Consider the following 26,013-nt stretch of genomic DNA (forward strand, 5'->3'; position numbering starts at 1 on the left):
CCCGGGTTTTCCCCGGCCACCGGCCGCCCCGCCCCGACCGGCCCGTTTCACCGCGTCCACCCCGACCCGTGGTCCACCTCGCCCTGCCCAGACCACTTCACCCCGCCCCTCCGTGTTCTGGGCGGAATTCGGTCGGCCGGTTGACGGCCGGTACCCGTCGCACCGAGCGGCCTCGTCGCACCGCGCGGCTCCGGTCCCCGCGGCCTTGGCCCCCCGCGCGGCCGCGGGTCAGTCGGCTCCCGGCGCCGCGAACGCCGCCGCCCGGCGCTCCGGCCGCCGCATCAGGAAGACCGCCGCCGATCCCGCCGCGAACAGCGCGAACACCGAGACGGCGGTGCTGATCCACGACGCGCCCAGCCACTGCCCGCCCACATAGCCCAGGGCCACGCCGTACGCGGCCCAGGCCAGCCCGGCCAGCGCGGACCACGGCAGGAACTCCCGGGCCGTACGGTGCGCGACGCCCGCGCCCAGGCTGACCACCGAGCGTCCGGCGGGCGCGAAGCGGGCCAGTACGACGATGCCGCCGCCGCCCCGGGTCAGGGCCGCGCCGAGGCGTTCCTGGGCCGCGGCCAGCCGGCGGGAGCGGGCGATGGCGCGGTCGAAGCGGTCGCCGCCGCGCCAGGCGAGCCGGTAGGCGACCAGGTCGCCCAGGACCGAGGCGGTCGCGGCGCACAGCACCAGGGCCAGCATCTCGGTGATGTGCACATCGCCGCGCACCGCGCCGGAGACGGCGCCGGCCGCGGTGTCGGTGCCCGCCGCCGTGGTGGCCGCGGTGATCACCAGGACGCCGCTGGGCAGGATGGGCACGAAGACGTCGAGGAGTACGGAGAGTCCGACGATCGCGTAGACCCAAGGGGTGTCGCTCAACGACCCCAGGCTTTCCAACAACGTCCTTCTCCCGTCCGGACCCCTGCCGCGACGTCGCATCGGGCGGCTGGGGCGGCTGTACCGCCATACAGCGTACGCCTGGCGGGCGCACGGTGACGTTCCGGGGCGCACGGTGTTGTTGGGTTCACACCGCCTCGAAACCGGCCCGGAACCGTCCCGGACCCCGCCGTCACCCGTCTGCTGCGGCCGTGGCGCAAAAGAGCGCGGCTCAGGGAACGACATATGCCGGAATGTGCGCTCTGTGATCGCGTGAGCAGGGCGCTCCGGAGCGGAACGGCACACGAATGGAGACATGGATGCAGACGTTGAGGGAGTCATCGACGACGTCGGACAGCGGGACGGAACCGGTCGCGGACGGGGCACGGGCCGGGGGCGGCGCGGCGCGGGTGCGGACGGCCGCCAAGGCGGCGGGCGCCTGCGCGGCGGGTCTCGCCACGGCGGGCGCGCTCCTGCTCGCCCCGGCGGCCGTGGCGGCGGACGGTGACAAGATCCAGAAGAACACCGTCGACCCGCAGTACTCCGTGACGATCGCCGCGCAGTTCGCGCGGCCGAACGCCCAGATGCTGAGCAGCGCGCTCACCTACGATCCCAAGCTGGTGCCCGTGGGCTCCCATGTGACGGTCAGCGAGCGCACCGACAGCAAGCAGACCCGGGTCGGCCTGCGGGTGGCCGACCTGCCGGCGAACCGCACCTACGGGGCGCACGTCCACACCGGCGCCTGCGGTGTCCGCCCGACGGACGCGGGCGGGCACTACCAGCACCGCAAGGACCCGCGTACGCCGTCCGTCGACCCGGCCTACGCCAACCCGAAGAACGAGGTCTGGCTCGACTTCACGACCAACGCGAACGGCGAGGGCTCGGCCGAGTCCCGGCACGCCTGGAACTTCCGGCCCGGCGAGGCGCGCTCGGTGGCGATCCACGAGCGGCGCACCGCGACCGGGCCCGGGGTGGCGGGGACCGCCGGCCGGGTGGTGGCGTGCTACACCGTGCCGTTCAACAACTCGAAGGAGGCCGGGAAGGCCGTCGCGGGCGTGCTGAAGAAGACCTTCTGACCGGGGTTCCCGGAAAAGCGGCGGCGGCCCCCGGAAGACTCCGGGGGCCGCCGCTGTCGTCGTCTCGCGGCCCGGTGGCCGCGGCGCTGCCGTCAGACCGCGCTCGGCTCGCGCGGGGTGCCCACGCCGGCCTCCGCCGGGCGCCGGGCCCCGAAGAACAGGCGGTCCAGCGACCAGACGCCGGGGCCGGTGAAGACGAGCAGCAGGAACGCCCAGCAGAACAGCGCGGACAGTTCGCCGCCGTTCTGGAGCGGCCACAGGGCGCTGCCGGCGTGGGCCGAGAAGTACGCGTACGCCATCGAGCCGGAGCTGATGAAGGCGGCGCTGCGGGTGCCGAGGCCGACCATCACCAGGAGGCCGCCGACGAGCTGGATGACGGCCGCGTACCAGCCGGGCCAGCTGCCCGCGGGCACGGTCAGCCCCTTGCCCATCGCGCCGCCGAGGACGCCGAACAGCGAGGACGCGCCATGGCAGGCGAAGAGCAGACCCACCACGATGCGGAACAAGGACAGGACGTGCGGCCTGAATCGTTCGGTGAACTCGGTCACCGGAGACTGAGCGGGCATGGGGACTCCTGCGGTTTCGGGGACGGGAACCGACAAGGGGACAGGTTAGGGAGACCTAATAGGTACTTGCAAGTTCAACATCTGGCCATATCCGGCCGTTGGCCGAAAGTGTTCATGGCCCGAAGTGCCGCCCGCCCGCCCGGAAGCACGCCGGAACGCCGGCCTCCGCCACCCGGCTCAGCCTTCCCGAGCCCTCGGCTTCAGCCGTCCCGGCCACCCGTCCCGGCCACCCGTCCCGTCCTTCCCGGCCCTCGGCTTCAGCCGTCCCGGCCGCCCGTCCCGGCCGCCCGTCCCGGCCGCCCGTCCCGGCTACCTCGCTCATCCGGCTCAGCCGTCCCGGCCGCCCGTCAACTGCTCGTCCCACGCCGCCACCGGCCGCGCGCCGCCGCCCGGCTCGCCCACCGCCTGGTCCAGCCGCAGCCGCGCCGCGCGCCCGTGCAGCGACAGTGTCATCAGCTGGTTGCCGAACCAGGGGCCGCCCGTACGGCGCCAGCCGATCGAGGGCCGCGCCAGCCGTCCGTGCCGGGCCAGTGCGTGCCCCAGGCGGCGGCCGGGCCGGCTCCACCCGAAGCGGAAACCGGCCCGCATGGAGGCGGGGATGCTGTTGTGCACGGGCGAGCAGGTCAGCTGGAGCACCCTGCTGGTGGGGCGGGTGCCGTCGTACCAGTACGGCTCGGCCACGTACGCGTGGTGCACGTCGCCGGACAGCACGCACACCGTCGCCGGTGCCGCGTCCCCCGAAGCGGCCTCCTTCAGCAGGTCGGTGAGCGCGGCGAACGACTCCGGGAACGCCGCCCAGTGCTCCAGGTCGGCGCGCTGCCGCAGCGACTCGCTCCAGCGCGCCCAGCGCGCGCCGCGCGCCCCGGCGCACAGGGCCGCGTTCCACCCCTCGGCGTCGTGGACCAGGTTCGGCATCAGCCACGGCAGCGAACTGCCGACCAGCAGGTGGTCGTACGCGCCGTGGTCGGCCAGCACCGCCTCGCGCAGCCAGTCGGCCTCGGTCGGGCCGAGCATCGCCCGGCTCCCCTCGGCCAGCACGCGGGAGGCGCGGGTGTCGACCATGACCAGCCGTACGCGGCCGAAGTCGCGGCGGTAGCTCCAGCGCGCGCAGGCCGGGTCGGCGTCGGCCGCGGCGGCGAACTCGCGCACCAGTTCGGTGCCGTCGGGCAGCGTGCGCACCCGCCCGTAGAGTTCGTCCTTCTCCAGCTCGGCGGGGGAAAGATTGCCCAGATGCTGGTACACCCAGTACGTCATCAGGCCGCCCAGTACCCGCTCTCGCCACCAGGAAGTCGCGCGCATCCGGGTCAGCCAGGCGGCGGAGGTGTTCCAGTCGTCTATGACGTCGTGGTCGTCGAAGATCATGCAACTGGGGACGGTGGAGAGCAGCCAGCGCACCTCGGGGTCGAGCCACGACTCGGCATACAGATGGGTGTACTCCTCGTAGTCCGCGACCTGCCGCCAGGGCGGCTCGGAGGTGTCGCGGCGGGCGGCGAGCAGCCGGGCAGTGGCGTCCGAAGTCTGGTCGGCGTACACCTGGTCGCCCAGCAAGACGAGGAGGTCCGGGCGTTGGCGCCCGGAATCGGCGGCGAGCGCCGCGGCGAGGGTGTCCAGGGCGTCCGGGCCGACCGGGTCGTGCGCGTCGGTGGGCGGCGCGGCCCAGCGGCAGGAGCCGAACGCGACCCGCAGGCGCTGCTCGTCCGGGCCGTCGCCGGGCGCGGCGGGCGTGCGGATCGTGCTCTCCGGGAAGCGGCTGCCGGGCAGCGGCCAGACCTGTTCGCCGTCCAGCAGGACCCGGTACGGGGTCTCGCTGTCCGGCGCCAGCCCGGAGACGGGCACCAGCGCGTAATGGTGCCCGGCCACCTGCCAGGTGCGCTCGGCGCCGCCCGCGCCGCTCTCGCACCGCACGTGCACCTCGCAGGGCCGGTCGGTCTCCACCCACACCGTCGCGCTGATCTCGTCCACGTACCGCAGCAGCGGCCCCAGGCGCAGTACGGCCATCGGCGATCCTCCCCCGTACGGGGCCGGTGCCCGTACGTGTGTGCTCAGAGGATAGGAGCCGACCACAGGGCGACGGGGCGGCTCCGGCCTCCTCGACGGAGAAAGACGGAGCCATCCGGTCGTACGGTTGCGCCACTTGGACGCCGGACGGTCAGAAGCGATCAAGCGCCTGCCGGACCACCGCGCCACCCGGAAACGGCAGCGGCCGCAGCCGCGGCCACGACAGCGACCGCGACGGCAGCCGCAACCGCAACCGCGACGGCGACCGCGCTCAGCAGCGGTCCAGGATCTTCTTCAGCGCAGCCTTCTCGGCCTTGTCGGCCGTCAGCCCGTACGCGTGCTTCACCGACACCCACATCCGCGCGTACGTGCAGTGGTACGAGGTCTTCGGCGGCAGCCACTCGGCCGGGTCCTTGTCGCCCTTGGCCTGGTTCACGTTGTCGGTGACGGCGATCAGCTGCGCGTGGGTGAGGTCGTTGGCCAGCTGCTGGCGGCGCGCGGTGGTCCACTGCCGCGCCCCGGACCGCCACGCCTCCGACAGCGGTACGACGTGGTCGATGTCCACGTCGGAGGCCTGGGTCCACACGCCGTCGTCGTAGGCCGACTTCCAGACGCCGCTGGTGGCCGCGCACTTGCTGTCGGTCTGGACGTTCTCGCCGTCCCGCTTGAGCACGACCTCGCGCGTGTTGCAGTTCTTGCCCTGATCGGACCAGTGCGGGAACTTGTCGCGGCTGTAGCCGTCCTGCGGCCCCTCGGCCTGCTCCTTGAGCTGGGCGAGGTACGTGCGCGCCGTCGCGGCGTCCGGCGGGGTGGGCGGCGCCGCCTGGGCGGGCTGGGTGCCGAGTACCAGCGTGCAGACGAGGGCGGCGGCGGACCCGGCGGCGGCCGTGACACGACGCGCGTAGACCTTGGGCATCGGAACTCCCTTGCTGTGGGGGGAAGTTGACGTGCGGGACGGCCTCATGGTGCTGCCGTGGGGTTACCAGGGGGCGGTCCTCAGGTAACAGAGTGACGACATGCTCACGTCACTTCAAGGGGTTGACGTGACGTCATCCGCCCCCGGCGGGAGGGGCTGTGGCCCGCGCGGGCGCGTGCGCCCCCGGCGGCTGACCCGGTGGGCCGGTGGCCGGGCCTACAGTGATCGCGTGCTGCTGCCGGTCAACGCCACCCTCGGGGTCGTTCTCGCCGTCCTGCTGGCCGCCGCCGTGGCCGTCGCCGCGCTCGCGCGCCTCGGTCACGCGCGGGCCATCGCCCTCGCCGGCGTGCGCGCCGCCCTCCAGCTCGCCGCCGTCTCCTACCTCATCGGCTGGGTCGTACGGTCCGTGCCCTGGCTGCTGTGTTTCCTCGTACTGATGTTCGCCGTCGCCGTACGGACCGCCGGCCGCCGCCTCACCCCGAATCGCACCTGGTGGTGGGCGGCCGCCCCGCTCGCCGCCGGCGTCGTGCCGGTCGTCGGCGCCCTGGTGCTCACCGGCCTGGTCCCGCCGCGCGGCATCACCCTCATCCCCGTGGCGGGCATCCTCATCGGCGGCGCGCTCACCGCCACCGTCCTCGGCGGGCGACGGGCGCTGGACGAGCTGGAGACGCGGCGCGGCGAGGTGGAGGCGGGCCTGGCGCTGGGCCTGCCCGACCGGGAGGCCCGGCTGGAGGTCGCCCGTCCGGCCGCGTCCGACGCGCTGCTGCCGGGGCTGGACCAGACCCGCACGGTGGGGCTCGTCACACTTCCCGGAGCCTTCGTGGGCATGCTGCTGGGCGGCGCCTCACCCGTTCAGGCGGGCGCGGTGCAGCTGTTCGTCCTGGTGGCGCTGCTGGCCGTACAGGCGGCGGCCGTAGCGGTGGTGCTGGAGCTGGTGGCCCGCGGGCGCCTGCACCGCGTACCCTTGGCCACAGCAGAAGGGGAGTAGCTCTTCGCCGGACCGTCGACATACTGCCCGCCCGTCGGCCGTCACCGCCCAGGTGACCGGCCGCCCGAGGCGGGCCGGCGCCCGGAGCGCGGCAGGTGACCGGTGTCCCTGCCACGCCAGCGAGACCTTCGGCCGCAGTGTTCGTGTGGACACCTGTCCGCGCGAAGGACGCTGCCGTGCCGAAGCGAACCCTTTTCCGGGCCCCTCGGCGCGGCCCGACCGAACGAGGTAAGACACCCCGTGTTCAGTTTCACCGTCGCCGCCGTCGTCTTCGGCGTCGTCTTCCTGGCCGAGCTGCCGGACAAGACCGCACTGGCCGGTCTGGTGCTCGGCACCCGTTACCGCGCTTCGTACGTCTTCGCCGGCGTCGCCGCGGCCTTCACCGTGCACGTCGCGCTCGCGATCGCCGCCGGCAGCGTGCTGTCCCTGCTCCCGCACCGCCTCGTCCAGGCGGTCGTCGGGGTGCTCTTCCTCGCGGGCGCGGCCGTCCTGATCTTCCGCAAGGGCGAGGACGAGGAGGAGGTCAAGAAGCCCGCCGACCAGAGCTTCTGGAAGGTCTCCGGGGCGGGCTTCATGATGATCCTGGTCGCCGAGTTCGGCGATCTGACCCAGATCATGACCGCGAACCTCGCCGCCCGCTACGACGACCCGCTCTCGGTCGGCGTCGGCGCCGTACTGGCCCTGTGGGCCGTGGCCGGGCTGGGCATCCTCGGCGGGCGCACCCTGATGAAGTACGTACCGCTGGCGCTGATCACGAAGGTGGCGGCGGCGGTGATGGTGCTGATGGCGGGGTTCAGCCTGTACGAGGCGATCACGGGGTGAGCGCGGGCGGCGGGGCGGCGCGGGCAGGTGTCCGCCCCGTCCGGCCGCCCGAACGGGGCCGCAGGCGGGCCGTCCCGCCCCTCAGGCCTCGATGTGCAGCGCTATCGACCCGTCCGCGAGCGCCTCGACCCGGACCTGGCGCAGGTCGCGTACGTGGATGTCCGGGCCGAACGCCGCGGCCCGCTCGCCGACGCCCACCACGCGCATGCCCGCGGCGCGCCCGGCGGCGATGCCCGCCTCGGAGTCCTCGAAGACCACGCAGTCCGCGGGCGCGAACCCCAGCTCGGCGGCGCCCTTGAGGAAGCCCTCGGGGTCCGGCTTGCTGGCGCTCACGGACTCCGCGGTGATCCGTACGTCCGGCATCGGCAGCCCGGCCGCGCCCATCCGGGCGTCGGAGAGGGCGCGGTCCGCGGAGGTCACCAGGGCGTGCGGGAGCCGGGCGAGGGCCGCCATGAAGGCGGGCGCGCCGGGGACCGGCACGACGCCCTCCACGTCCGCGGTCTCCTGCTCCAGCATCCGCCGGTTGTCCTCGTGGTTGAGCTCCATCGGACGGTCGGGGAGCAGCGCGGCCATCGTGGCCCAGCCCTGCCGGCCGTGCACCACCTTGAGGACCTCGTCCGCGTCCAGCCCCTGCTCGGCGGCCCAGCGGCGCCAGCAGCGCTCGACGACGGCCTCGGAGTTCACGATGGTGCTGTCCATGTCCAGCAGCAGGGCGCGGGCGGTGAGCTGGGTGGTGGCCGGCATCGGCGGGCTCCTGGGCGCTGGGGAAAGAGTCAAGCGGCTCCGCCCGCCGGTCAGGGAGTGCGGGCGGAACCACTTTGTTCCTACACGATACAAAGAGCCCCCCGTTCGAGGCCAGCCGCCCCCCGGTTCACCGGCTGCCCGGGGGTGCGCCCCGGCTCATGGTTCGACCGTCCGGGCCTCCAGTGACCTTCGGGTCTGTACGCCGTAGACTCCCGCCGGGTCCTCCCACAGGCCGAAGGTGCGCTGGAAGGCGATGACGGCCTCCCGGACGGCACGGTCGAAGCGGCCGTCCACCGGGCCCGGGTACACGGCCAGCTGCTCCAGCCGCCGTTGCAGCTCCATCACCTCCGGCCCGGTGGCTCCCTCCCGTAACACGATCGGTTCGTCCGGCGGGCTGCTCGGCGGACGGCTCGCCGGGGCGCTGGTGATGCTGCCGGACGCCGTGGCCGTGCCCGGGGCCGACGAGGGGGCGCGCGACGGCGACGGCGTACGGGGCGTGCCGGGAGGCGGCTGTGCCTGGAGTGCCCGGTTCGGCGCGTGCGTGGGGGCGGCGGAGGGGGCCGCGGTGCGGGGGCCCGGTGCGCCTCCTCCGGGGGTGTGCGCGCTGCCGCTGTCCGACGTCCGGGCGATGCTGGGCAGGTGCCGGTGGTCGTCCGGCAGGGCGCGGTGCTGGTCCGTGTCGGACAGCAGCGCGCCGCTGAGCATGACCGCGCCCGCCGCCAGGGCCGCCGCGGAGACCGCCATCGCGGCCAGGGCCGCTTGCTTTCCGCGCCGACGGGCGGTCTCGTGCGCGCCGGTCCCGTCTTCGGCCCCGGGCCCGGCCTCCGCCTCGGTTCCGTCCTCCGCGCCGGAACCGGTGTGCGCGCGGGCGTGCGGGCCGCCTCGTGATCCGGATGGCGGTCCGGCTTGCGGCCTTTCGGGCGAACCGGCGTGCGCACCGGCGTGCGGTCGTCCGTACGCGCCGCCGTACGAACCGGCGTGCGAATCCGGCCGTGTGCCGGAGCGCGGCCCCGCGCGGGACCCGGCGCGTGCCCCCGACCGCGACCCGGCCGGCGGCACCGTACGGGAGCCGAACCGCGGCGCGGGGCGCGGATCGGGCCGCATCGCCTCCGCCGCGCCGCCCGGCGTCGCGTCCGTGGCGTCCGCCCCCTCCGGCAGTCGCACGTACGGGCGTACCCGCAGCGGATCGAAGTCCTCGGCACCGGCCGCCTCGCACAGGCACCGCGGCCGGCCGTCGGCGCGCGCGGGTGCCGAGCAGTGCGGGCAGGTCTCAGCCGTCACGAGCGATTCCCCCTCCTGAAGCCCTCGATCGGTCAGTGATTATCCGGGTTCGGCCCCTTCCTGCACAGGGAGCAGCCGGGAGCCAACGGGCCCCACGGCTCTCAGCAGGCCGTATCCGACCAAAACGATCAGGATGGAGAAGAAGCCCGCGCGGGCACCCGTTCCCCAGCAGTCCGTCCCCCAGAACCCCCGATCCCCAGCAGTCCGACCCCCGCGAGGCCTCCCGGCCCTCGCCCCACTCCGTGAAGCCGTTCCCGCCCGCACGAAGAGAGACGCTCATGGCGCAGGACACCGGTGCTCCGGCCGTCCCCGGTGAGGGCCAGTCCCGGCGGACGGTCCTGGTCGCGATCAGCGCGCTGCTGCTCGGCCTGCTGATCGCGGCACTCGACCAGACCATCGTGGCCACCGCGCTGCCCACCATCGTCAGCGACCTCGGTGGCCTGGACCACCTGTCCTGGGTGGTCACCGCGTATCTGCTGGCCTCCACCGCCGCGACCCCGCTGTGGGGCAAGCTCGGCGACCAGTACGGACGCAAGCGGCTGTTCCAGACCGCCATCGTGATCTTCCTGATCGGCTCCGCGCTGTGCGGTATCGCGCAGGACATGCCGCAGCTGATCGCCTTCCGCGCCGTCCAGGGCCTGGGCGGCGGCGGCCTGATCGTGCTGTCGATGGCGATCGTCGGCGACATCGTGCCGCCCCGCGACCGCGGCCGCTACCAGGGCCTGTTCGGCGCGGTCTTCGGCGCCACCAGCGTCCTCGGACCGCTGCTCGGCGGCCTGTTCGTGGACCATCTCAGCTGGCGCTGGGTCTTCTACATCAACCTGCCCATCGGGATCGTCGCGCTCGCCGTGATCGCCGCGGTGCTGCACATCCCGGCCCGCCGCACCCCGCACCGCATCGACTACCTGGGCACCGTCCTGATCGCCGCGGTCGCCGCGTGCTTCGTCCTGATGACCTCGCTCGGCGGTGTCAGCTACGGCTGGGGCTCCTGGCAGATCATCGGCCTCGGGGTGCTCGGGCTCGTCCTGCTGGCGGTGTTCGCCGCCGTCGAGCGCCGGGCCGCCGAACCGGTCCTGCCGCTGCGCCTGTTCCGCCTGCGCTCCTTCACCCTCACCGCCGTGATCGGCTTCGTCATCGGCTTCGCGATGTTCGGCTCGATGACGTACCTGCCGACCTTCCTCCAGGTCGTCAAGGGCGTCTCGCCGACCATGTCCGGTGTGCACATGCTGCCGATGGTCATCGGCATGCTGCTGTCCTCGACCGGCTCCGGGCAGCTGGTCAGCCGTACCGGGCGCTACAAGGTCTTCCCGATCGCCGGCACCGCCGTCACGGCCGTCGGCCTGCTGCTCCTGCACCAGCTGGGCCCGTCGAGCGGCAACACCGTGATGAGCGTGTTCTTCTTCGTCTTCGGTTTCGGGCTCGGCCTGGTCATGCAGGTCCTGGTCCTCATCGTGCAGAACGCCGTCGCCTACGAGGACCTCGGCGTCGCCACCTCCGGCGCCACCTTCTTCCGCTCGATCGGCTCCTCCTTCGGCGTCTCGATCTTCGGCACGATCTTCGCCAACAAACTGGGGCCGCGGATCGCCGACGCCCTCGCCGGTCAGCGGCTGCCGCCCGGCACCGACCCGTCGAAGATCGCGGAGGACCCGCGTACCGTGGGGCAGCTGCCACCCGACGCCGCGTCCGGGGTGCTCGACGCGTACTCGACGTCCATCACCGACGTCTTCCTGTACGCGGTCCCGGTCGTGCTGATCGCCTTCGTGCTGGCCTGGTTCCTGCGCGAGGAACCGCTGCGCCGCGGCGTCACCGCCCCCGACAACTCCGAGGTGCTGTCCCCCAACCCCGTACAGCGCTCCTCCTACGAGGAGGTCTGCCGCGCGCTGTCCAAACTCGGCAGCCTGGAGGGCCGCAAGGCGGTCTACGAGCGGATCACCGAGCGGGCCGGACTGGATCTGCGGCCGGCGGCGAGCTGGATGCTGCTGCGCATCAACCGGTACGGCTCGGTGGAGCCCGCGCTGCTCGCCGAGCGGAGCATCGTGCCGTTCCGGGTGGTCGCCGACGCGGCCCGGCAGATCGAGGAACGCGGCCTGGCCGTACGGGAAGGACTGCCGTTGGTCCTCACCGACAAGGGCCGCGCGACCGCGGAACGGCTGTCCGCGGCCCGCCGCGCGTCGCTGGCCGAACTGCTCGGCGACTGGTGGACCGAGGACCGGCCGACCGACCTCACGGAGCTGGTCGACGAGCTGTCGGCGGAACTGTGCGGCTCGGACGCGGAGCGACCGCGCGGTGAGGAACACCGGGGGCGGCGGCCGGGGGCCGCGCCGCGCTGAGCGGCGCGCCCTTCAGCCTTCCGCCGGCCGTCACCGACGCCCCTGAAGAACCGCCTTCTCGAAGAAGAGGTCCGAATACCGGTCCTCCTTGTACGCGGGTATTTCCCCGTACCCGTACGCCCGGTACATCGCGACGGCCTCCACCAGGTCGCTCCGGGTGTCCAACCGGATCCGCGCGGCCCCCAGTTCCGCCGCGCGCCGTTCGAGGCCGCGCATCAGGACGCCCGCGGCTCCCCGCCCGCGCCACGGCCCGCGGACGAACACCCGCTTCAGCTCCGCCGTACGCCCGCCGTCGAGGAGCAGCAGCCCGCCGCACCCGACGGCCGCACCGTCCTGCCGGACGATGAGCAATTCGCCGTGCGGCGGCACGAGCCGGCCCACCGGATACTCCGCCACGCCCTCGTCGATCTCCTCCGGGGTGATCGGCGGGAATCCGTGCACGACGTGGTAGCGCGCCGCGACCTCGGTGTAGTACTCGCGGAACAGGGCCGTGGCGGCGGGGGAGTCGTCGGGCTCGGCCGAGAGGCGCCAGGTCTCGGTCGGGCGTCCGGTCGCGGTGTCGGTCATGGCGGCATTGTGCCGGTGGGAGGCGGGGCGCGCGCCCGGATAACGCCGGTCCGCACCCCTGTCCACGGTCGCCGTGCCCGGCCGCGGTTCCGGTGGCCGTTCTGCCCACCGTTCCCGAACAGCCCGTCACCAGGCGGTGTTTGGCGCCCGGGGGCAGGGCAACCCGCCCCGTATGTCCATCACCCTCATCATCGTCCCCATCGTGGCACTACTCGTGATCGCCGCCCTCGTCCTGATGGCGCGCGCCAAGGTCGCCCGCAGCGGCAGCAGAGGGCTGCGGCGTCGCTTCGGCCCGGAGTACGAGCGGGCCGTCGCCGTGCACGACGGCGACACCGCGGCCGCCGAACGCGAGCTGAACCAGCGGCTGGACCGCCACGGCGCGTTCCGCCCGCGGCCGCTCACCGCCGAACTGCGGCTCCAGTACGAGGAGCGGTGGGAGGCCGTGCAGCGGCAGTTCGTCGACCAGCCCGAACAGGCCGTCGTCGAGGCCGACCTGCTGATCGGCCGGCTCGCCCGCGAACGCGGCTACCCCGCCGACACCTACGACGAGCAGACCGACGCCCTCTCCGTCCACCACGCGCACGGCGTCCACGGCTACCGCAAGGCCCACGAGACGGCCGTACGCGCCCGGAACAACCGCCCCGAGAACGCCGCCGGCACCGAGGAACTGCGCGCGGCCGTGGTGAACGCGCGCGTGCTGTTCGACGAACTGCTCAAGGCGGGACCGGAGGACGGGCCCGACACCTCGCACGGCCACCGGCGCCACGGCTCCGGGGACCGCCACGGTTCCGGGGACCGCCAGGGCGGCGCGACCGAAGACCGGTACGGGTCCGGGTACGCGGACCGGGACGGCCGTCCCGGCCACCGGCACCACAAGACCACCACCCGACGGTTCGGCGACCGGATGCGTTCCCCCTGGACGCACGGCCGCGGCCACGGGCACGACACTGCGGAAGGCGGTGCGCGATGAGTACGTACGACGAACGCGGGACCGGGCCCGCCGGCCCGGCCGGCACACCCGAGGAACGCGCTTCGAGCGAGGGCATGCCGCCTCCCGAGCGCGGCGCCGCGGCGTACGAGGGCACCGGTGGCGCGCAGCAGCCGGCCGCCCCGCCGCCCACCACCACGTCCGGCGCCGCCGAGAGCGTCCCGGGGGTGTACGCGGGCCTGCCCGGCACCGAGACCGACTACCCGGCGGGCACCCCGGAACGGTCCGGCGCCACCGGCACACCGGAACCGTCCCGTACCCCGGCGTCCGGCACCCCGGCAGGATCCCCCGAACCGCTGCTCCCCGCCGAGGCCCGGGAGAAGCTGCGGCAGCGGCTCGACCACGCCGTCAACGGCTTCGTCGACCGCCCCCGTGAGGCCGTACAGGAAGCCGACGGCCTCTACGAGGAACTGGCCGCCCTCCTCCCGGAGGCGCTGGCCGCCCGCCGCCGCTCCCTGCGCGCGACATGGGAGCAGGACGACACCGACACCGAACAGCTCCGCGTCGCCCTGCGCCACTACCGGGAAACCGCCCAGCGCCTCCTCGACTTCTGAGGCGCCAGGCCATCCGGCCGTCCGGCTCAGCCCTGTTCCTTCGGCCCGGCCTGCTGCACGACCTCGAACGACCACAGCGTGGACCCGGAAGCGGCGGGCCTGGGCCGCTCGCCGCCCTCCGCGCCGCCCTGGTGCGCGGCCTTCATCGGCCCCTCCATCCACGCCTGAAAAGCCTGCTCGTCCCGCCAGCGGGTGTAGACCAGATACTGGTCGGTGCCCTCCAGCGGGCGCAGCAGCTCGAACCACTCGAAGCCGTCCGACGACTCCACGGACCCGGCCCGCGCGCCGAAGCGCTTCTCCAGGACCTCCCGCTGTTCGGCGGGGACGGTCAGCACATTGATCTTCACGATGCTCATACCGGACATCGTGCCGCATGGCGTCCGGTGGAGGTGGCGCAGGGCCACCCTCCACCGCCACGGTTCACGTCAGCCGTGCAGCTTCAGCCCCTTGATCACCTTGTCGACCTGTGCGCGGGGGCCGTGGACCGCCACGCCCACCAGGTCGAGGGCGTCGGCGGGGACGGCGCGTACGACCGCGCGGTTGTCGTCGTCGTTGCCGGTGGTGAACATGTCCGCCGTGTAGAGGGCGGTGGGCAGTTCGCGGGTGAGGGCGCGGGCGCGGGTACGGGCCAGGCCGGCCGGGTCGGCGGCAAAGCACAGGACCGGCTCGCGGAACAGGGCGAGGTAGGCGTTGCCCGAACCGTCCTCGTAGCGCTTGCCCATGACGGCGTCGTCGGCGTGGGCGATGCCGCTCGCCAGGAAGGCCGTGACGTTCAGCTTCTGCCAGGTGGCCAGGTCCTCGCGGACCACGACGGCGATTTTGGTGGGGAAGCGTGCGACGCTCCCGGCAGGTGTTGCGGTGGGTGTCTCCGTGCTCATGCGGCGAGTTTCGTACGGAGCCGGAGCGCGGTCTTGAACGCTGGTGCGGGCCGGGGGTTCGTTCGCCGAGCTGTCCGGACCGATGTGCTCCAGCTCGGCCGGTTGCGGGTCCTCCGCTTGTCAGTGGGTGGGGCTAGCGTCGGAGTATGTCGAACTCAGAAGCGGGGCAGGGACCGTCGCGGACGCCGCCGGCGGCGCGGGCGGTGGGACGTCCGGAGCGGCCGACCGGCTGGAAGCGGCTCGCCTTCCGTGCGCCGATCCACCTCTACCGGCTCGGCCTCGGCGGGATATTCGGCAAACGGCTGCTGCTTCTGGAGCACCTCGGCCGCACGTCGGGCAAGACCCGGCGGGTCGTCCTGGAAGTCGTGTCGTACGACCGGCAGGCCCGCACCTGGACGCTGGCCTCCGGCTTCGGCCCGGACGCGCAGTGGTACCGCAACCTGCGGGCACAGCCCCGCGCCACCATCCAGGTCGGCCGCCGCCGGTGCGCCGTCATCGCGCACTTCCTGTCCGCCGAGGAGGGCGGCCGGATCATGGCGCGCTATGCGCCGAAGCACCCCAAGGCGGCCAAGTCGCTGACGGCGTACATGGGATTCGAGGTCGACGGCACGGTGGAGGGCTATCGGCAGGCGGGGGAGCACATACCGTTCGTGCGGCTCGTGGAGCAGTGACGGGGGCGGGGCGGGGCCGGGGGAGTGCAACGGGTGTGACGGCGTGCCGGTTACGGGGGTGTCCGCTGTTGGGGTCGCAGCCGCCGGGGCGCCGGAGTGTGGCCGGGGCCGGGTGCCCGGTTCCGGCCAGCATGGGCCCCATCAGGGCGCGCGAGGGTGCGGCCCGGTGAAGGAAAGGGAAGCCCTTGAGCCGCATGTATGCGTATGCCGTTTCTCCGAGTCGCAGCAGTTCCGCGTCTTCCGGCCGCCCTCTGCGGAAGTTCACCCGCGCCGTGGCGGTGACGGTCGCCGCCGCCGGCACCGTACTGGCCGCCGTGCCCGCCGCGCTGGCCTGTCCCGAACACGAGCAGGCGGGGGGCGGTTACAGCTGCCGCGTCGCGTTCACGAGCTTCTTCCCGTCGCCGTCCGGTGCGACGTCCGGGGAGGGGGTCTACGCGCACGGCCAGAAGGATCCCTCGGGGCGCACGTGTGACAACGGCGAATGGGAGCGCCCGTATCGCCCGAGCGACACGTAGAGCAGGGGCGGGCACGGGGACGGGGGACGGGGACCTGGTGCGGACGCCACGAACGCCGGTGCGCGAGGACGAAAGTGTCCTCGCGCACCGGCGTTGTTCACGGGGGGCTGCCGCCACCGGCGGCATCAGGCAGGCGACTCCGCCACCCGCCGCTTGCCCGCGGCCGAACCGGCACCCGCAGCGGACTTCGCGGCCTTGCGCAGCGCGCGCGCCTCCGACTCCGTCTCGACGGCCGGCGGCGATCCCGGCAGCGGCTTGCACGCGCTCTCCGCCATCAGCAGGACCGCGATCCCGCCGATCACGGCGGCGGCCATCATGTAGAACGCGGGCATCATGTTGTTGCCCGTGGCGCCGATCAGCGCGGTCACCACCAGCGGAGTCGTACCACCGAAGACCGACACCGACACGTTGAAGCCGATGGACAGCGAGCCGTAGCGCACCTTCGTCGGGAACAGCGCGGGCAGCGTGGACGGCATGGTGGACGTGAAGCACACCAGCAGCAGGCCGAGGACGGCCATGCCCAGCGCGATGCCGGCCAGCGAACCCTGGCGGATCAGCAGCAGGGCCGGTACGGACAGCACCAGGAAGCCGACGCAGCCGGTCGCGATAACCGGGCGGCGCCCGAAGCGGTCGGTGAGCCGGCCCGCGAACGGCTGGACGCACATCATCACGACCATGACGGCCAGCACGACCAGCAGCCCGTGCGTCTCGTCGTACTTCAGCTCCGAGGTCAGATAGCTCGGCATGTACGACAGCAGCATGTAGTCGGTGACGTTGAAGACCAGGACCAGGCCGACGCAGAGCAGCATCGCGCGCCACTGGCCGAAGACCATCTCGCGCAGGCCGAGCCTCTTCTCGGCCTCCCGGCGCTCCTTCTCCTTGGTCCGCGCCTCCTTCTCCAACTGCGCGAAGGCCGGGGTCTCCTCCAGCCGCATCCGCAGGTAGAGGCCGATGATGCCCATCGGGCCCGCGATCAGGAACGGGATGCGCCAGCCCCAGGAGAGCAGCGCGTCGTGGTTGTCGCGCAGGAGGTAGGTCAGCAGCGTGACCAGGCCCGCGCCGCCGACGTAACCGGCGAGCGTGCCGAACTCCAGCCAGCTGCCCATGAAGCCGCGCTTCTTGTCGGGCGCGTACTCGGCGATGAAGGTCGAGGCGCCGCCGTACTCACCGCCGGTCGAGAAGCCCTGCACCAGCCGGGCGACCAGCAGCAGGACGGGGGCCCAGACGCCGATGGAGGCGTACGAGGGGATCAGGCCGATGGCGAAGGTGCCCGCCGCCATCATGATCATCGTGATGGCGAGGATCTTCTGCCGGCCGATGCGGTCGCCGAGCGGACCGAAGACCATGCCGCCGATGGGGCGGACCAGGAACGCCGCGGCGAAGGTGCCGAACGTCGACAGCAACTGCGCGGTCGGGTTGCCGGACGGGAAGAAGACCTGTCCCAGCGTGACCGCGATGTAGCTGTAGACGCCGAAGTCGAACCACTCCATCGCGTTGCCGACCGCGGCCGCCGAGACCGCCCGCTTGACCATGGCCGGATCGACGACCGTGATGTCGTCGCCGGCCTTCCCCCGCTTCTCCGTTTTCTCCGGCTCGACCGCGTCGGCCATATCGGCCGGACCGGACTCGGGACCACCGGTACGGGTCCGCTGTGCGACGGGTGACTGCGTCGGCACGTGCTCGCTCGCCTGCGCTCTCTGGGACGACTGCATGGAACACCCGCCGGGGCGGGTCTCGCCCGCCATGGCGTGACGGGCAAAGGTCGACCATAGGTGCAGAGCAGGTCATCACGGACAGTGCACAGGTGATCGCGTGAGCGTGGCCGACCCCGTTGCTTGCAGGGGAAACGGCGTCCTGAGGGTCTTTATCCGGCCTTTATGGATGTGATCCATCTCGCGGAGATCACGGCAACCGAATTGCCCCGTGTTGCACCACATATGCAGCGCACGGACCTGACCCTGCCCAGTCCTCGCGGATGTATGCGGCCCGTGCGGAAAAAGTTTTCACGCACCTCGCCGGACGCTTCCGTCCCTCTTCGGACCGCCCGTCACCGACACCCCGTGTGTCCCGCGGACCGCTCCCCAAACCCGCCTTCCATAATTCCCCCGTACCCCCGGCTTGACCGGATACCCGGTTCCGGTTGCCGTACCGGGACGCGAGGGTGCGTGCCATGTCTATCGCTACGGCAGTGCTGACCGCATCACTGGCAATGGCGCCGGCCACCGCGCCGGCCCTGGGAGTGCAGTGCACCAGCGTGACCGTCCGCGCGCACTTCGCGGCGTCCCCGACGGGCGAGGCCGTCACGTACGACCAGGCCCTGGTGCCCGAGGGCAGCCGGGTCACGGTCGTGGAGAAGCGGTACGGCTCCGGCAAGGACGCCCGTACGGCCGTCTCCCTGCGCCTGTCCGGGCTGGTCCCCGACCGTACGTACGGCGCCCATGTCCACACCAAGCCCTGCGGCCCGAAGCCGAACGACTCCGGCCCGCACTACCAGAACGTCCCCGACCCGGTGCAGCCGTCGACCGACCCCGCCTACGCGAACCCCCGCAACGAGATCTGGCTCGACATGAGGACGGACGAGGACGGCCGCGGCTCCTCGACCGCCAAGGTCGCCTGGCACGTCCGCTACGGAGAGGCCCGTTCCGTGGTCGTCCACGAACACGGCACGCACACCGAACCGGGCCACGCGGGAACCGCGGGCGCCCGTCTGGCCTGCGTGAACGTCCCGCTGGCCTGAGCCTGCGCGGAAGAGCGGCGCGGCAGTGGACACTGCCGCGCCGCTGGATCGTCGCGCCCGTCCAGCATCAGCCATTCGGCGGCACCCCGCCACTCGGGGCCTTCCGTGGTTACGATCACTGCCACGCCGCCGCCATGTCGTTCCGCGCGTTCTCGCGTGTGCCGGGCCCCGGCGGAGCCGAATCAGCGAGTGGGGGAGGAACGCCATGAGGTACCGGCGGCTCGGCGGACCCGGCGGGCCGATCGTTTCGGCGGTCGGGCTCGGGTGCATGGGGATGTCCGTCGCGTACGGGCCCGCCGATCCTGCGGAGGCCCGGCGGGCGCTGGACAGGGCCGCCGAGCTGGGCGTGACGTTTCTCGACACCGCCGACGCGTACGGGCGCGGGGCGAACGAGGAGTTCGTCGGTGCCTGGCTGCGGGACCGGGTGGAGCGGGACGCCGTCGTGCTCGCGACCAAGTTCGGGCTGCGGCACGACCCCGTGACCGGGCGGGTGGACGCCGTGGACACCTCACCCGCGTACGTACCCGTCGCCTGCGACGCCTCGCTGCGCAGGCTCGGCGTCGAGTACGTCGACCTCTACTACGCCCACCGCCGCGATCCGGCCGTGCCGGTCGAGGAGACCGTCGGCGCGATGGCGGAGCTGGTGGCGGCGGGAAAGGTGCGGCAGCTGGGACTGTCGGAGGTCAGCCCCGCGACGCTGCGCAAGGCCCACGCCGTGCACCCGATCAGCGCGGTGCAGCTGGAGTACTCGCTGTTCACCCGGGACGTCGTCGAGGGCGGCATGCTCGCCACCTGCCGGGAACTGGGCGTCACGGTCGTGGCGTATGCGCCGCTCGGGCGCGGCATGCTCGCGGGCGCGCTCGCCTCCCGCGAGGAGCTGAGCGAGGCGGACAACCGGCTCCGCTGGCCGCGGTTCTCCGAGGAGAACATCGCGCGCAATATCGCGCTCGTGCGTGCCGTGCGCCGCGTCGCCGACGAGATCGGTGTGCCTCCAGCGCGCGCCGCGCTGGCCTGGCTGCTGGCACAAGGGGAGGACATCGTGCCGATTCCCGGCACCAAGCGCGCGCGTTACGTGGCGGAGAACGCGGCCGCGGCCGAACTCACCCTCACCGCCGAGCAGGAGGCCCGGCTGCGCGCGGCGGTGCCCGCCGAGGCCGTGGCGGGCGCGCGCTACCCGCAGCAGGCCCTCGACCGGCTAGGACACTGAGCCGGCCGAGGGGCAGGGGCGCGAGGGGCAGGGGCTAGGGGCGGGGGTGTGAGCGACAGGGGGCCACGTCATCTCATGGCATCCACGCCTCGTACGACAGCACATCACCCGACTTGATCTTGAAGTCGGGGACGTCCTTCGTGAACGTCGTCTCCATGCCCAGGATCCGGCCGGTCTCCGGGTCGAGGATGACCAGTTGCAGGGTGCCGTCCATGGACCCGTCCGACGTGTCCTCCCCGTGGTACGCGTAGGCCTGGCCCCGCCGGCCGAGCCGGTCGACGACCTGACCGGCCGGCCGCAGGTCCGGCGCCCGGGACAGCATCCGCGCCAGCGCCGCCGACTCGCGCGGGCCCGGGGTCCACTCCTGGAGGAACGAGGAGAGGGCCATCAGGAGGGGCTGCGTCTTCGTACCGGCGCCGCTGTAGAACGTGGCCAGGTAGGCGCGGAGTTCGTCGGGGTCGGCGGGCGGGCGCGCGGGCAGCGTGCCCTCGCCGGTGGCCGGGTCGTCCAGGCGCGTGCCCGCCGGATACGTCCTGCGGTGCAGCACCTTGCCGTCGTTGACGGTGCGCCACTCGCCGTCCGCGTCGTTGATCACCGGGCGGCCGGGGTGCCGCGGATCGGTCGCGACGACCAGTTCCGAGCCGCTGCCGTCCGGGTTCCAGCGGGTGATCCGCTCCTCGGGGACGGTGACCGGCGGCTTGGCGTCGGGCCCTGTCTGCATGCTCAGGTACCAGCTCTGGAGATGGCTCCCGCGGTGCGGCTTGGGGGCGTTGTGCTGGGCGCGGGCGTACGCCTCCGCCTGCCGCGCCACCTCGTCCAGCGGGACGGCGGGCGCGTCGCGCTGCACGACGAGCGCGGTGGGGGCGGCCACCGCCGGTGTCGTACCGGCGCCGGAGAAGGTGAGGGTGAGGACGGCGAGCAGGGCGGCCGAGGCGGCGGTGGCGCCGATGAGGAGACGGCGGGTACGGCGGGCGGGCCGGGGACGGCCGGGGCGGGCGGCGCGTGCCGCGCGCTCGGGCCGCCCGGGCGCCGGCGCGGAACCGGGCGTGCGCTCCGGCGCTTCGGCGCTCATCAGCGCGGCCAGCCGGTGTTCGGCGCGCGCGGTCAGCGGGCGGTCGCGCCAGGGGCCCTCGTCGGCCCGTACGGGGTCGGCCTGCCGCAGCAGCTCCAGTTCGTCAGTCAAGGCTGCGGCCTCCTGCTCGGGTCGGCACCGCGGGCGCGGGCATGGGGGGTCGTGCGGTCGTACGGCGGGTGCGCGGGGGAGGCGGGGCGGGGGCCGGGCCCGCCTTCCGGCGCAGGCGGTCGATCTGTGTACGGAGCCGGTTGCGGGCCCGGTGCAGCCGCATCGCCGCGGCGCTCTGGCTACAGCCCAGGGTGACGGCCAGTTCCTGGAGGGTCAGCTCCTCCCAGGCCGTGAGGCGCAGGACTTCCTGGTCGGCGGGGGAGAGGCGCTCCAGGGCCTCGTGCACCCAGGAGCCCGGCCGCTCCGCGTCGGGGCTGTCCACGGTCTGGCGGCGGTGCGCGGCCTCGTGGTTGCCGAGGCGGTGCAGCAGGCGCCGGTAGCGGCCGAAGCCGCGCACCGTGTTCGACAGGCAGTTGCGGGCCACTCCGTACAGCCAGGGCAGCGGCGACTCCGGCAGCTCGGCCCGGCGCCGCCAGGCTATGGAGAAGACCTCCGCCACCACCTCCTCCACGTCGTCCGCCCGGTCGTCGTCCAGCCGCCGGGCGACGAAGCGGCTGACGGCCCAGTAGTGCGCGCGGTAGGCGTCGGCGAAGGCCTCGTCGAGGTCCCTGCCGCCGCCCTGGGCGCTCTCCTCGCCGGTGACCCCGCCGGAAGCGTCGTCGGGGGCTGCGTCCTTGCTCATGATCTGTTGGTGTCCGGCACGCCTGAGATCTTCACACCCTCGTGCGGTGAAGTTTTCTCCGGCCCCGGACACCTACCGGGCATGAAGTCCAAGTCCCCCGTGAACAAGTCCCCGGTGAAGTGGCTGACGACCACCGACCACAAGACGATCGGCACGCTGTACCTGATCACGTCGTTCGCGTTCTTCTGCGTCGGCGGGCTGCTGGCGCTGGTGATGCGCGCCGAGCTGGCCCGGCCCGGCCATCAGATCCTGTCGAACGAGCAGTTCAACCAGGCGTTCACGATGCACGGCACGATCATGCTGCTGATGTTCGCGACACCGCTGTTCTCCGGCTTCGCGAACTGGATCATGCCGCTGCAGATCGGCGCGCCCGATGTCGCCTTTCCCCGGCTGAACATGCTCGCGTACTGGCTGTACCTCTTCGGCTCGCTGATCGCGGTCGGCGGGTTCCTGACCCCGCAGGGCGCGGCCGACTTCGGCTGGTTCGCCTATGCCCCGCTCTCCGATTCCGTGCACTCCCCGAACATCGGCGGCGACATGTGGATCATGGGGCTGGCGCTGTCCGGCTTCGGTACGATCCTGGGCGCGGTCAATTTCATCACCACGATCATCTGCATGCGCGCCCCCGGCATGACGATGTTCCGGATGCCGATCTTCACCTGGAACGTGCTGCTGACCGGTGTGCTGGTCCTGCTGGCCTTCCCGGTCCTGGCGGCGGCCCTTTTCGCGTTGGAGGCGGACCGTAAATTCGGCGCGCACGTCTTCGACGCGGCCAATGGCGGCGCGCTGCTGTGGCAGCACCTCTTCTGGTTCTTCGGCCACCCGGAGGTGTACATCATCGCGCTGCCGTTCTTCGGCATCATCTCCGAGGTCATCCCGGTCTTCTCCCGCAAACCCATGTTCGGCTACATCGGCCTGATCGCCGCGACCATCTCCATCGCCGGACTGTCCGTGACGGTCTGGGCCCACCACATGTACGCCACGGGCGGCGTCCTGCTGCCGTTCTTCTCGTTCATGACGTTCCTCATCGCGGTGCCGACCGGGGTGAAGTTCTTCAACTGGATCGGCACGATGTGGCAGGGCTCGCTGTCCTTCGAGACGCCGATGCTCTGGGCCGTCGGCTTCCTGATCACCTTCACCTTCGGCGGGCTGACCGGCGTCATCCTGGCCTCGCCGCCGATGGACTTCCACGTCACGGATTCCTATTTCGTCGTGGCGCACTTCCACTACGTCATCTTCGGCACGGTGGTCTTCGCTATGTTCGCGGGATTCCACTTCTGGTGGCCGAAGTTCACCGGAAAAATGCTGGACGAACGCCTCGGCAAGATAACCTTCTGGACGCTGTTCGTCGGCTTCCACGGCACCTTCCTCGTCCAGCACTGGCTGGGCGCCGAAGGCATGCTGCGCCGCATTCCCGACTACCTGGCCGCCGACGGGTTCACGACCCTGAACACCGTCTCGTCCATCTTCTCCTTCGTCCTCGGCCTGTCGATGCTGCCGTTCCTCTACAACGTCTGGAAGACCGCGAAGTACGGGGCGAAGGTGACGGCCGACGACCCGTGGGGCTGGGGCCGCTCGCTGGAATGGGCCACCTCCTGCCCGCCGCCCCGCCACAACTTCGTCGCCCTGCCCCGTATCCGCTCCGAATCCCCGGCCTTCGACCTGCACCACCCCGAGGTCGGAGCCCCCGCACCGGACCGGGAGAAGGAAAGGGGTGCTCTGGTATGAGCGCTGGTACGCCGGTGAACACGGCCGAGGCGATCAACGAGATCGAGGGGTTTCTGCTCTGGGAGGCGGAGAAGGACCGGGCACGCGTCCGGGCCCGGGAATTCGGCGACCGGCTGCCGTGGCTGACGCGGGACCAACGCGCCGAGGTCGAGCGGCAGTACCAGGCCGACCAGCTGGAGTTCTCCCGCGTGTATCTACGGCGGATCGCGGCCCGCAGCGGCGAGCTGCGCGCAGAATACGAGGGCGTGTACCGGGAGCTGCGGCGCCGGCTGGTCACCGGTTTCCTGGCCGCGGCCGTGGTGCTGGTGAGCGGCGCGGTGACGGTAGCCGTTGCCCTCACCGGCGGGTGAGGGCAACGGCCTGACGACGACCGGGGGCGGCCGCGGCCGAGGGGGCTGCCGGCGGGCGCCTCCCGGCCGTCGGCCGGGGCCACCGTCGGCCGTCGGCGGCCGGACACCGGGTGGCGGCCGTCAGACGGTGACGGCCGTCACTCGGTGACCGTGATCTGCGACGCCGGGTCGGTGGTGTCCGCGACCTTGTAGGTGGCGTTGAAGAGCGAGGTCGTCGCGCTGGTCGGGCAGCCGAAGCCGCCGACGACCTTGACCGGGACGGAGGCGTTGGTGAACACCAGGCTGGACGGCGCGCCGTTGGTCCAGGCGCCGTTCACCGTCGCCGCGGCGGTGGGCGCCGCCGTGACCGTACAGCTGGCCAGACCGCTGGTCTTCAGGACGAAACCACCGGTCGGGATGGTCAGCCCGGCGGTGCTCGGGGCGCCGTGCTGCATGGAGACGCCCCAGTCGCCGGAGGTCTGGATGGAGGCGCTGACGCCCGGCATGCTGGTGGTGCACGAGCTGTAGGTGGGCGCCGAGAGGGTGCTGCTGACCGGGCCCGCGGCGTTGGTGTTGTCCGGGGCGTCCGGTACCTGGCCGGCGGCGTGCGAGACGGTGCAGGTGACCGTCACCGAACCGGCCTTGAAGGTGGCCTTGCCGCTGAGGTCGGCGGCGTAGGCGTGCCCGGCCGGCGTGACGGTGGTGGAGCCGGCGGCGGGCCGCGCCCCGGTCGGCTGGGCGGTGGCCGAGCCGGTCAGGGCCAGGGAGAGAGAGGCGGTCGCGAGGATTCCCGTACCGGCGGCGAGCAGGGCGCGCGGCCGCCGGGCACGGGAGTGAGCTGCGCGAGAGCGTGCGGGTCTGTGCGTCATCGCGGATCTCCTTCTGCGAGCGGTGGAGTGGTGCGGTGGCCCCGCCCGTGCGGGTGGGGCCGCACGGGGGCCGGCGCTGGGCGCGACGGCACCCGCGAGTCGAGGGGGGTGCGGAGGTTGCGCGGAGGTGCGGCGAACCGGGCGTACGGGAATGGGGGCCCGGGCCGTGCGGGCGCGACTGCCGGGCCGTACGGGGGTGGCGGTCCGGCCGTACGCGTACGACGACCGCGACGTACGCGTACGGCCCGGCCGGTGGGGCCGTCCCGCCGGTCAGCCGCGCGGCTGCGGGTGGGACGGCGCCGGACCGCTGTCGGACGGTGCCGGTCCATTGCCGGACGGTGCCGGTCCGGTGCCGGACGGCCCGGTCTCCGCCGCGGCGCCGTCCGCCTCCGGCTCCGGCAGCGGGCGGGGCTGCCAGGCGAAGATCATGCCGCCGCCGAGGATGCCGACGACGGTGCCGAACAGGAACCCGCCGAGGTTGGACATCACCAGCGCGGCGGCGGAGACCAGGACGGTGAGGACGCCCGCCAGCCCCCGGTAGTGCGGCGCGAACCACGCGGACAGGCCCATGAGGATCATCACCAGGCCCATCAGGACGGACGGTATCCCGGCGATGCCCTGCTGGAGCATGACCTTGAGCGGCGCCAGCGGGATGGCGCAGATCTCCGCACCGGCGACGACGGCCGCCAGCCCGCCCCAGAAGGGGCGGCCCTTGCGCCAGCGGCGCCAGGCCGCCCACCCGCGCCGCCAGGTGCCCTGCCCGGTCAGAAGCATTCCTTCTTGCCCTTGGAGATCTTCATGCTCAGGCCGGCCAGCCGGAACGTCCCGGCGTTGGTCGCCCAGGCCGTCTGCTTGAGGTTGGTGATGCTGACGTCGTCGGCCTGCTGGGCGAACAGGTCCTGCATGCCCTGCGCGGTCGCGGGGCCCTTGTCGAGGGTGGAGGCGTCCCGGCCGATCTCGATGTTGTTGAAGGACGCGTTGCCGGAGAGCTGGGTCGCGTCCACGAAGAGGTCGGTCGCCTTGACCGGCGTACTGCCGCCGCCCGCGGTGAGGTTGAGCGAGATGTCGCCGATGACCGGCAGTGTGGTGACCACCGACTGGCACAGTTTGTGCAGGTCGGCCTTCTTGATGGCGGTCACGGCCACCGGCAGCAGGTCGCCCCGGGCGTTCTGGTCGACGCCGCCGTACTGGGCGAACCCGTCGCCCTTGAGGGAGGCGGCGGACACCTTGAACTGCTGGCCCGAGACGGCGAACGAGGCCGCCAGCGCGCCGTTGGCCAGGGCGATGGCCAGTGCGGCGGTCCCGGCGAAGGCCGGGACGGACAGCACGGCGAACTTGCGCCAGCTCACCCGCCCCGTGACGTGTCTGCCGTGTGCGTCCTTCATGAGAGTGGTCCCCTTCGAAGTGCGGTGGATCGCGCTGCCGAGAGTTGTGGGGGAAGATGCCGGCACCGGGCCAGGATGTGGGGACACGTGGGGATCACGTGAAGGGTGTAGAGAACTGGCCGGTGTTACTGGCGA

Annotated in this window: 26 protein-coding genes and 1 pseudogene; 12 read left to right on the forward strand and 15 right to left on the reverse strand. The window is 72.7% G+C overall.

The genetic code is table 11. The annotated features are described in order from the left end of the window. Positions 1-228: 228 nt before the first annotated feature. On the reverse strand, positions 229-888 hold the full coding sequence (locus tag CP973_RS09415) for a DedA family protein (RefSeq protein WP_150239228.1): 660 nt from the start codon (positions 886-888) through the stop codon (positions 229-231). Between the two features lie 296 nt (positions 889-1,184). Between CP973_RS09415 and CP973_RS09420 the strand changes: the two genes are divergently transcribed. Next, entirely contained in the window at positions 1,185-1,940 is a 756-nt protein-coding gene (locus tag CP973_RS09420) for a superoxide dismutase family protein (RefSeq protein ID WP_244409354.1), read from the forward strand. 92 nt (positions 1,941-2,032) lie between these two features. Here the strand turns inward: CP973_RS09420 and CP973_RS09425 are convergent, their stop codons facing one another. The 3 genes from CP973_RS09425 to CP973_RS09435 all read right to left on the reverse strand — a co-directional run bounded on the left by CP973_RS09425 (position 2,033) and on the right by CP973_RS09435 (position 5,420). Next, the gene (locus tag CP973_RS09425) at positions 2,033-2,506 is read right to left on the reverse strand and encodes a DoxX family protein (protein ID WP_150239232.1); all 474 of its coding nucleotides are present in this window, start codon (positions 2,504-2,506) and stop codon (positions 2,033-2,035) included. 327 nt (positions 2,507-2,833) lie between these two features. Further along, the gene (locus CP973_RS09430) at positions 2,834-4,504 is read right to left on the reverse strand and encodes an alkaline phosphatase D family protein (RefSeq protein ID WP_150239234.1); all 1,671 of its coding nucleotides are present in this window, start codon (positions 4,502-4,504) and stop codon (positions 2,834-2,836) included. 271 nt (positions 4,505-4,775) lie between these two features. Further along, positions 4,776-5,420 carry an HNH endonuclease family protein gene (locus CP973_RS09435; protein ID WP_150239236.1) on the reverse strand — a complete coding sequence of 215 codons (645 nt, stop codon included), beginning with the start codon at positions 5,418-5,420 and terminating at the stop codon, positions 4,776-4,778. A gap of 229 nt (positions 5,421-5,649) precedes the next feature. Here CP973_RS09435 and CP973_RS09440 point away from each other — a divergent pair, with 229 nt between their 5' ends. Together CP973_RS09440 and CP973_RS09445 are read left to right on the forward strand one after the other, a co-directional pair. Next, entirely contained in the window at positions 5,650-6,408 is a 759-nt protein-coding gene (locus CP973_RS09440; protein ID WP_150239238.1) for an ABC transporter permease, read from the forward strand. A 240-nt stretch (positions 6,409-6,648) separates the two neighbouring features. Next, entirely contained in the window at positions 6,649-7,230 is a 582-nt protein-coding gene (locus tag CP973_RS09445; RefSeq protein WP_150239240.1) for a TMEM165/GDT1 family protein, read from the forward strand. An 81-nt stretch (positions 7,231-7,311) separates the two neighbouring features. Here the strand turns inward: CP973_RS09445 and CP973_RS09450 are convergent, their stop codons facing one another. Then, positions 7,312-7,974 (reverse strand): HAD-IA family hydrolase, encoded by a 663-nt coding sequence (locus CP973_RS09450; RefSeq protein WP_150239242.1) that lies wholly within the window; start codon positions 7,972-7,974, stop codon positions 7,312-7,314. Between the two features lie 156 nt (positions 7,975-8,130). Next, entirely contained in the window at positions 8,131-9,255 is a 1,125-nt protein-coding gene (locus tag CP973_RS09455) for a peptidoglycan-binding domain-containing protein (RefSeq protein WP_150239244.1), read from the reverse strand. Between the two features lie 278 nt (positions 9,256-9,533). Here CP973_RS09455 and CP973_RS09460 point away from each other — a divergent pair, with 278 nt between their 5' ends. Then, positions 9,534-11,585 carry an MDR family MFS transporter gene (locus CP973_RS09460; RefSeq protein WP_150239246.1) on the forward strand — a complete coding sequence of 684 codons (2,052 nt, stop codon included), beginning with the start codon at positions 9,534-9,536 and terminating at the stop codon, positions 11,583-11,585. A 30-nt stretch (positions 11,586-11,615) separates the two neighbouring features. Here CP973_RS09460 and CP973_RS09465 read toward each other — a convergent pair whose 3' ends face one another. Further along, positions 11,616-12,152 (reverse strand): GNAT family N-acetyltransferase, encoded by a 537-nt coding sequence (locus CP973_RS09465; protein WP_150239248.1) that lies wholly within the window; start codon positions 12,150-12,152, stop codon positions 11,616-11,618. A 172-nt stretch (positions 12,153-12,324) separates the two neighbouring features. Here CP973_RS09465 and CP973_RS39930 point away from each other — a divergent pair, with 172 nt between their 5' ends. After that, a complete protein-coding gene (locus tag CP973_RS39930; protein ID WP_167538302.1) occupies positions 12,325-13,122 on the forward strand; it encodes a hypothetical protein in 798 nt (265 codons plus the stop codon). Continuing rightward, positions 13,119-13,694 (forward strand): hypothetical protein, encoded by a 576-nt coding sequence (locus CP973_RS09475; RefSeq protein WP_150239249.1) that lies wholly within the window; start codon positions 13,119-13,121, stop codon positions 13,692-13,694. Before CP973_RS39930 ends, CP973_RS09475 begins: the two co-directional genes overlap by 4 nt. A gap of 26 nt (positions 13,695-13,720) precedes the next feature. On the opposite strand, the gene CP973_RS09480 is transcribed toward CP973_RS09475, so the two are convergent. Then, a complete protein-coding gene (locus CP973_RS09480; protein ID WP_150239251.1) occupies positions 13,721-14,050 on the reverse strand; it encodes an antibiotic biosynthesis monooxygenase family protein in 330 nt (109 codons plus the stop codon). 69 nt (positions 14,051-14,119) lie between these two features. Beyond that, positions 14,120-14,572 carry a DUF2000 domain-containing protein gene (locus CP973_RS09485; RefSeq protein WP_150239253.1) on the reverse strand — a complete coding sequence of 151 codons (453 nt, stop codon included), beginning with the start codon at positions 14,570-14,572 and terminating at the stop codon, positions 14,120-14,122. A gap of 146 nt (positions 14,573-14,718) precedes the next feature. Here CP973_RS09485 and CP973_RS09490 point away from each other — a divergent pair, with 146 nt between their 5' ends. Then, positions 14,719-15,243, forward strand: a complete 525-nt coding sequence (locus tag CP973_RS09490) for a nitroreductase family deazaflavin-dependent oxidoreductase (RefSeq protein WP_244409355.1) — start codon at positions 14,719-14,721, stop codon at positions 15,241-15,243. Between the two features lie 272 nt (positions 15,244-15,515). Next, complete coding sequence (locus CP973_RS09495) at positions 15,516-15,758, forward strand: hypothetical protein (protein ID WP_150239255.1); 243 nt, start codon at positions 15,516-15,518, stop codon at positions 15,756-15,758. 125 nt (positions 15,759-15,883) lie between these two features. Here CP973_RS09495 and proP read toward each other — a convergent pair whose 3' ends face one another. Further along, complete coding sequence (proP, locus tag CP973_RS09500; protein ID WP_244409800.1) at positions 15,884-17,368, reverse strand: glycine betaine/L-proline transporter ProP; 1,485 nt, start codon at positions 17,366-17,368, stop codon at positions 15,884-15,886. A 560-nt stretch (positions 17,369-17,928) separates the two neighbouring features. Here proP and CP973_RS09505 point away from each other — a divergent pair. Further along, positions 17,929-18,495 carry a superoxide dismutase family protein gene (locus CP973_RS09505; protein WP_244409356.1) on the forward strand — a complete coding sequence of 189 codons (567 nt, stop codon included), beginning with the start codon at positions 17,929-17,931 and terminating at the stop codon, positions 18,493-18,495. A gap of 205 nt (positions 18,496-18,700) precedes the next feature. Next, positions 18,701-19,702 (forward strand): aldo/keto reductase, encoded by a 1,002-nt coding sequence (locus CP973_RS09510; RefSeq protein ID WP_150239261.1) that lies wholly within the window; start codon positions 18,701-18,703, stop codon positions 19,700-19,702. Positions 19,703-19,775: 73 nt separating this feature from the next. Here the strand turns inward: CP973_RS09510 and CP973_RS09515 are convergent, their stop codons facing one another. Together CP973_RS09515 and CP973_RS09520 are read right to left on the reverse strand one after the other, a co-directional pair. Continuing rightward, entirely contained in the window at positions 19,776-20,885 is a 1,110-nt protein-coding gene (locus tag CP973_RS09515; RefSeq protein WP_150239263.1) for a CU044_5270 family protein, read from the reverse strand. Beyond that, positions 20,878-21,567, reverse strand: a complete 690-nt coding sequence (locus tag CP973_RS09520) for an RNA polymerase sigma factor (RefSeq protein WP_150239265.1) — start codon at positions 21,565-21,567, stop codon at positions 20,878-20,880. Before CP973_RS09520 ends, CP973_RS09515 begins: the two co-directional genes overlap by 8 nt. A 108-nt stretch (positions 21,568-21,675) precedes the next feature. On the opposite strand from CP973_RS09520, the pseudogene ctaD reads away from it, so the two are divergent. Both ctaD and CP973_RS09530 read left to right on the forward strand, forming a co-directional pair. Next, positions 21,676-23,295 (forward strand): annotated as a pseudogene (gene ctaD / locus CP973_RS09525) (aa3-type cytochrome oxidase subunit I); the annotation flags it as partial. After that, complete coding sequence (locus CP973_RS09530) at positions 23,292-23,645, forward strand: hypothetical protein (RefSeq protein WP_150239269.1); 354 nt, start codon at positions 23,292-23,294, stop codon at positions 23,643-23,645. The pseudogene ctaD and the gene CP973_RS09530, both read left to right, overlap by 4 nt. A 137-nt stretch (positions 23,646-23,782) precedes the next feature. Here the strand turns inward: CP973_RS09530 and CP973_RS09535 are convergent, their stop codons facing one another. The 3 genes from CP973_RS09535 to CP973_RS09545 all read right to left on the reverse strand — a co-directional run bounded on the left by CP973_RS09535 (position 23,783) and on the right by CP973_RS09545 (position 25,878). After that, positions 23,783-24,493 (reverse strand): hypothetical protein, encoded by a 711-nt coding sequence (locus CP973_RS09535; protein WP_150239272.1) that lies wholly within the window; start codon positions 24,491-24,493, stop codon positions 23,783-23,785. Positions 24,494-24,763: 270 nt separating this feature from the next. Continuing rightward, the gene (locus CP973_RS09540) at positions 24,764-25,267 is read right to left on the reverse strand and encodes a DUF6114 domain-containing protein (RefSeq protein ID WP_150239274.1); all 504 of its coding nucleotides are present in this window, start codon (positions 25,265-25,267) and stop codon (positions 24,764-24,766) included. Further along, the gene (locus CP973_RS09545; RefSeq protein WP_150239276.1) at positions 25,258-25,878 is read right to left on the reverse strand and encodes a DUF6230 family protein; all 621 of its coding nucleotides are present in this window, start codon (positions 25,876-25,878) and stop codon (positions 25,258-25,260) included. Before CP973_RS09545 ends, CP973_RS09540 begins: the two co-directional genes overlap by 10 nt. Between the last annotated feature and the right edge of the window lie 135 nt (positions 25,879-26,013).

This window comes from Streptomyces albofaciens JCM 4342 (assembly GCF_008634025.1).
GTDB lineage: Bacteria > Actinomycetota > Actinomycetes > Streptomycetales > Streptomycetaceae > Streptomyces > Streptomyces albofaciens.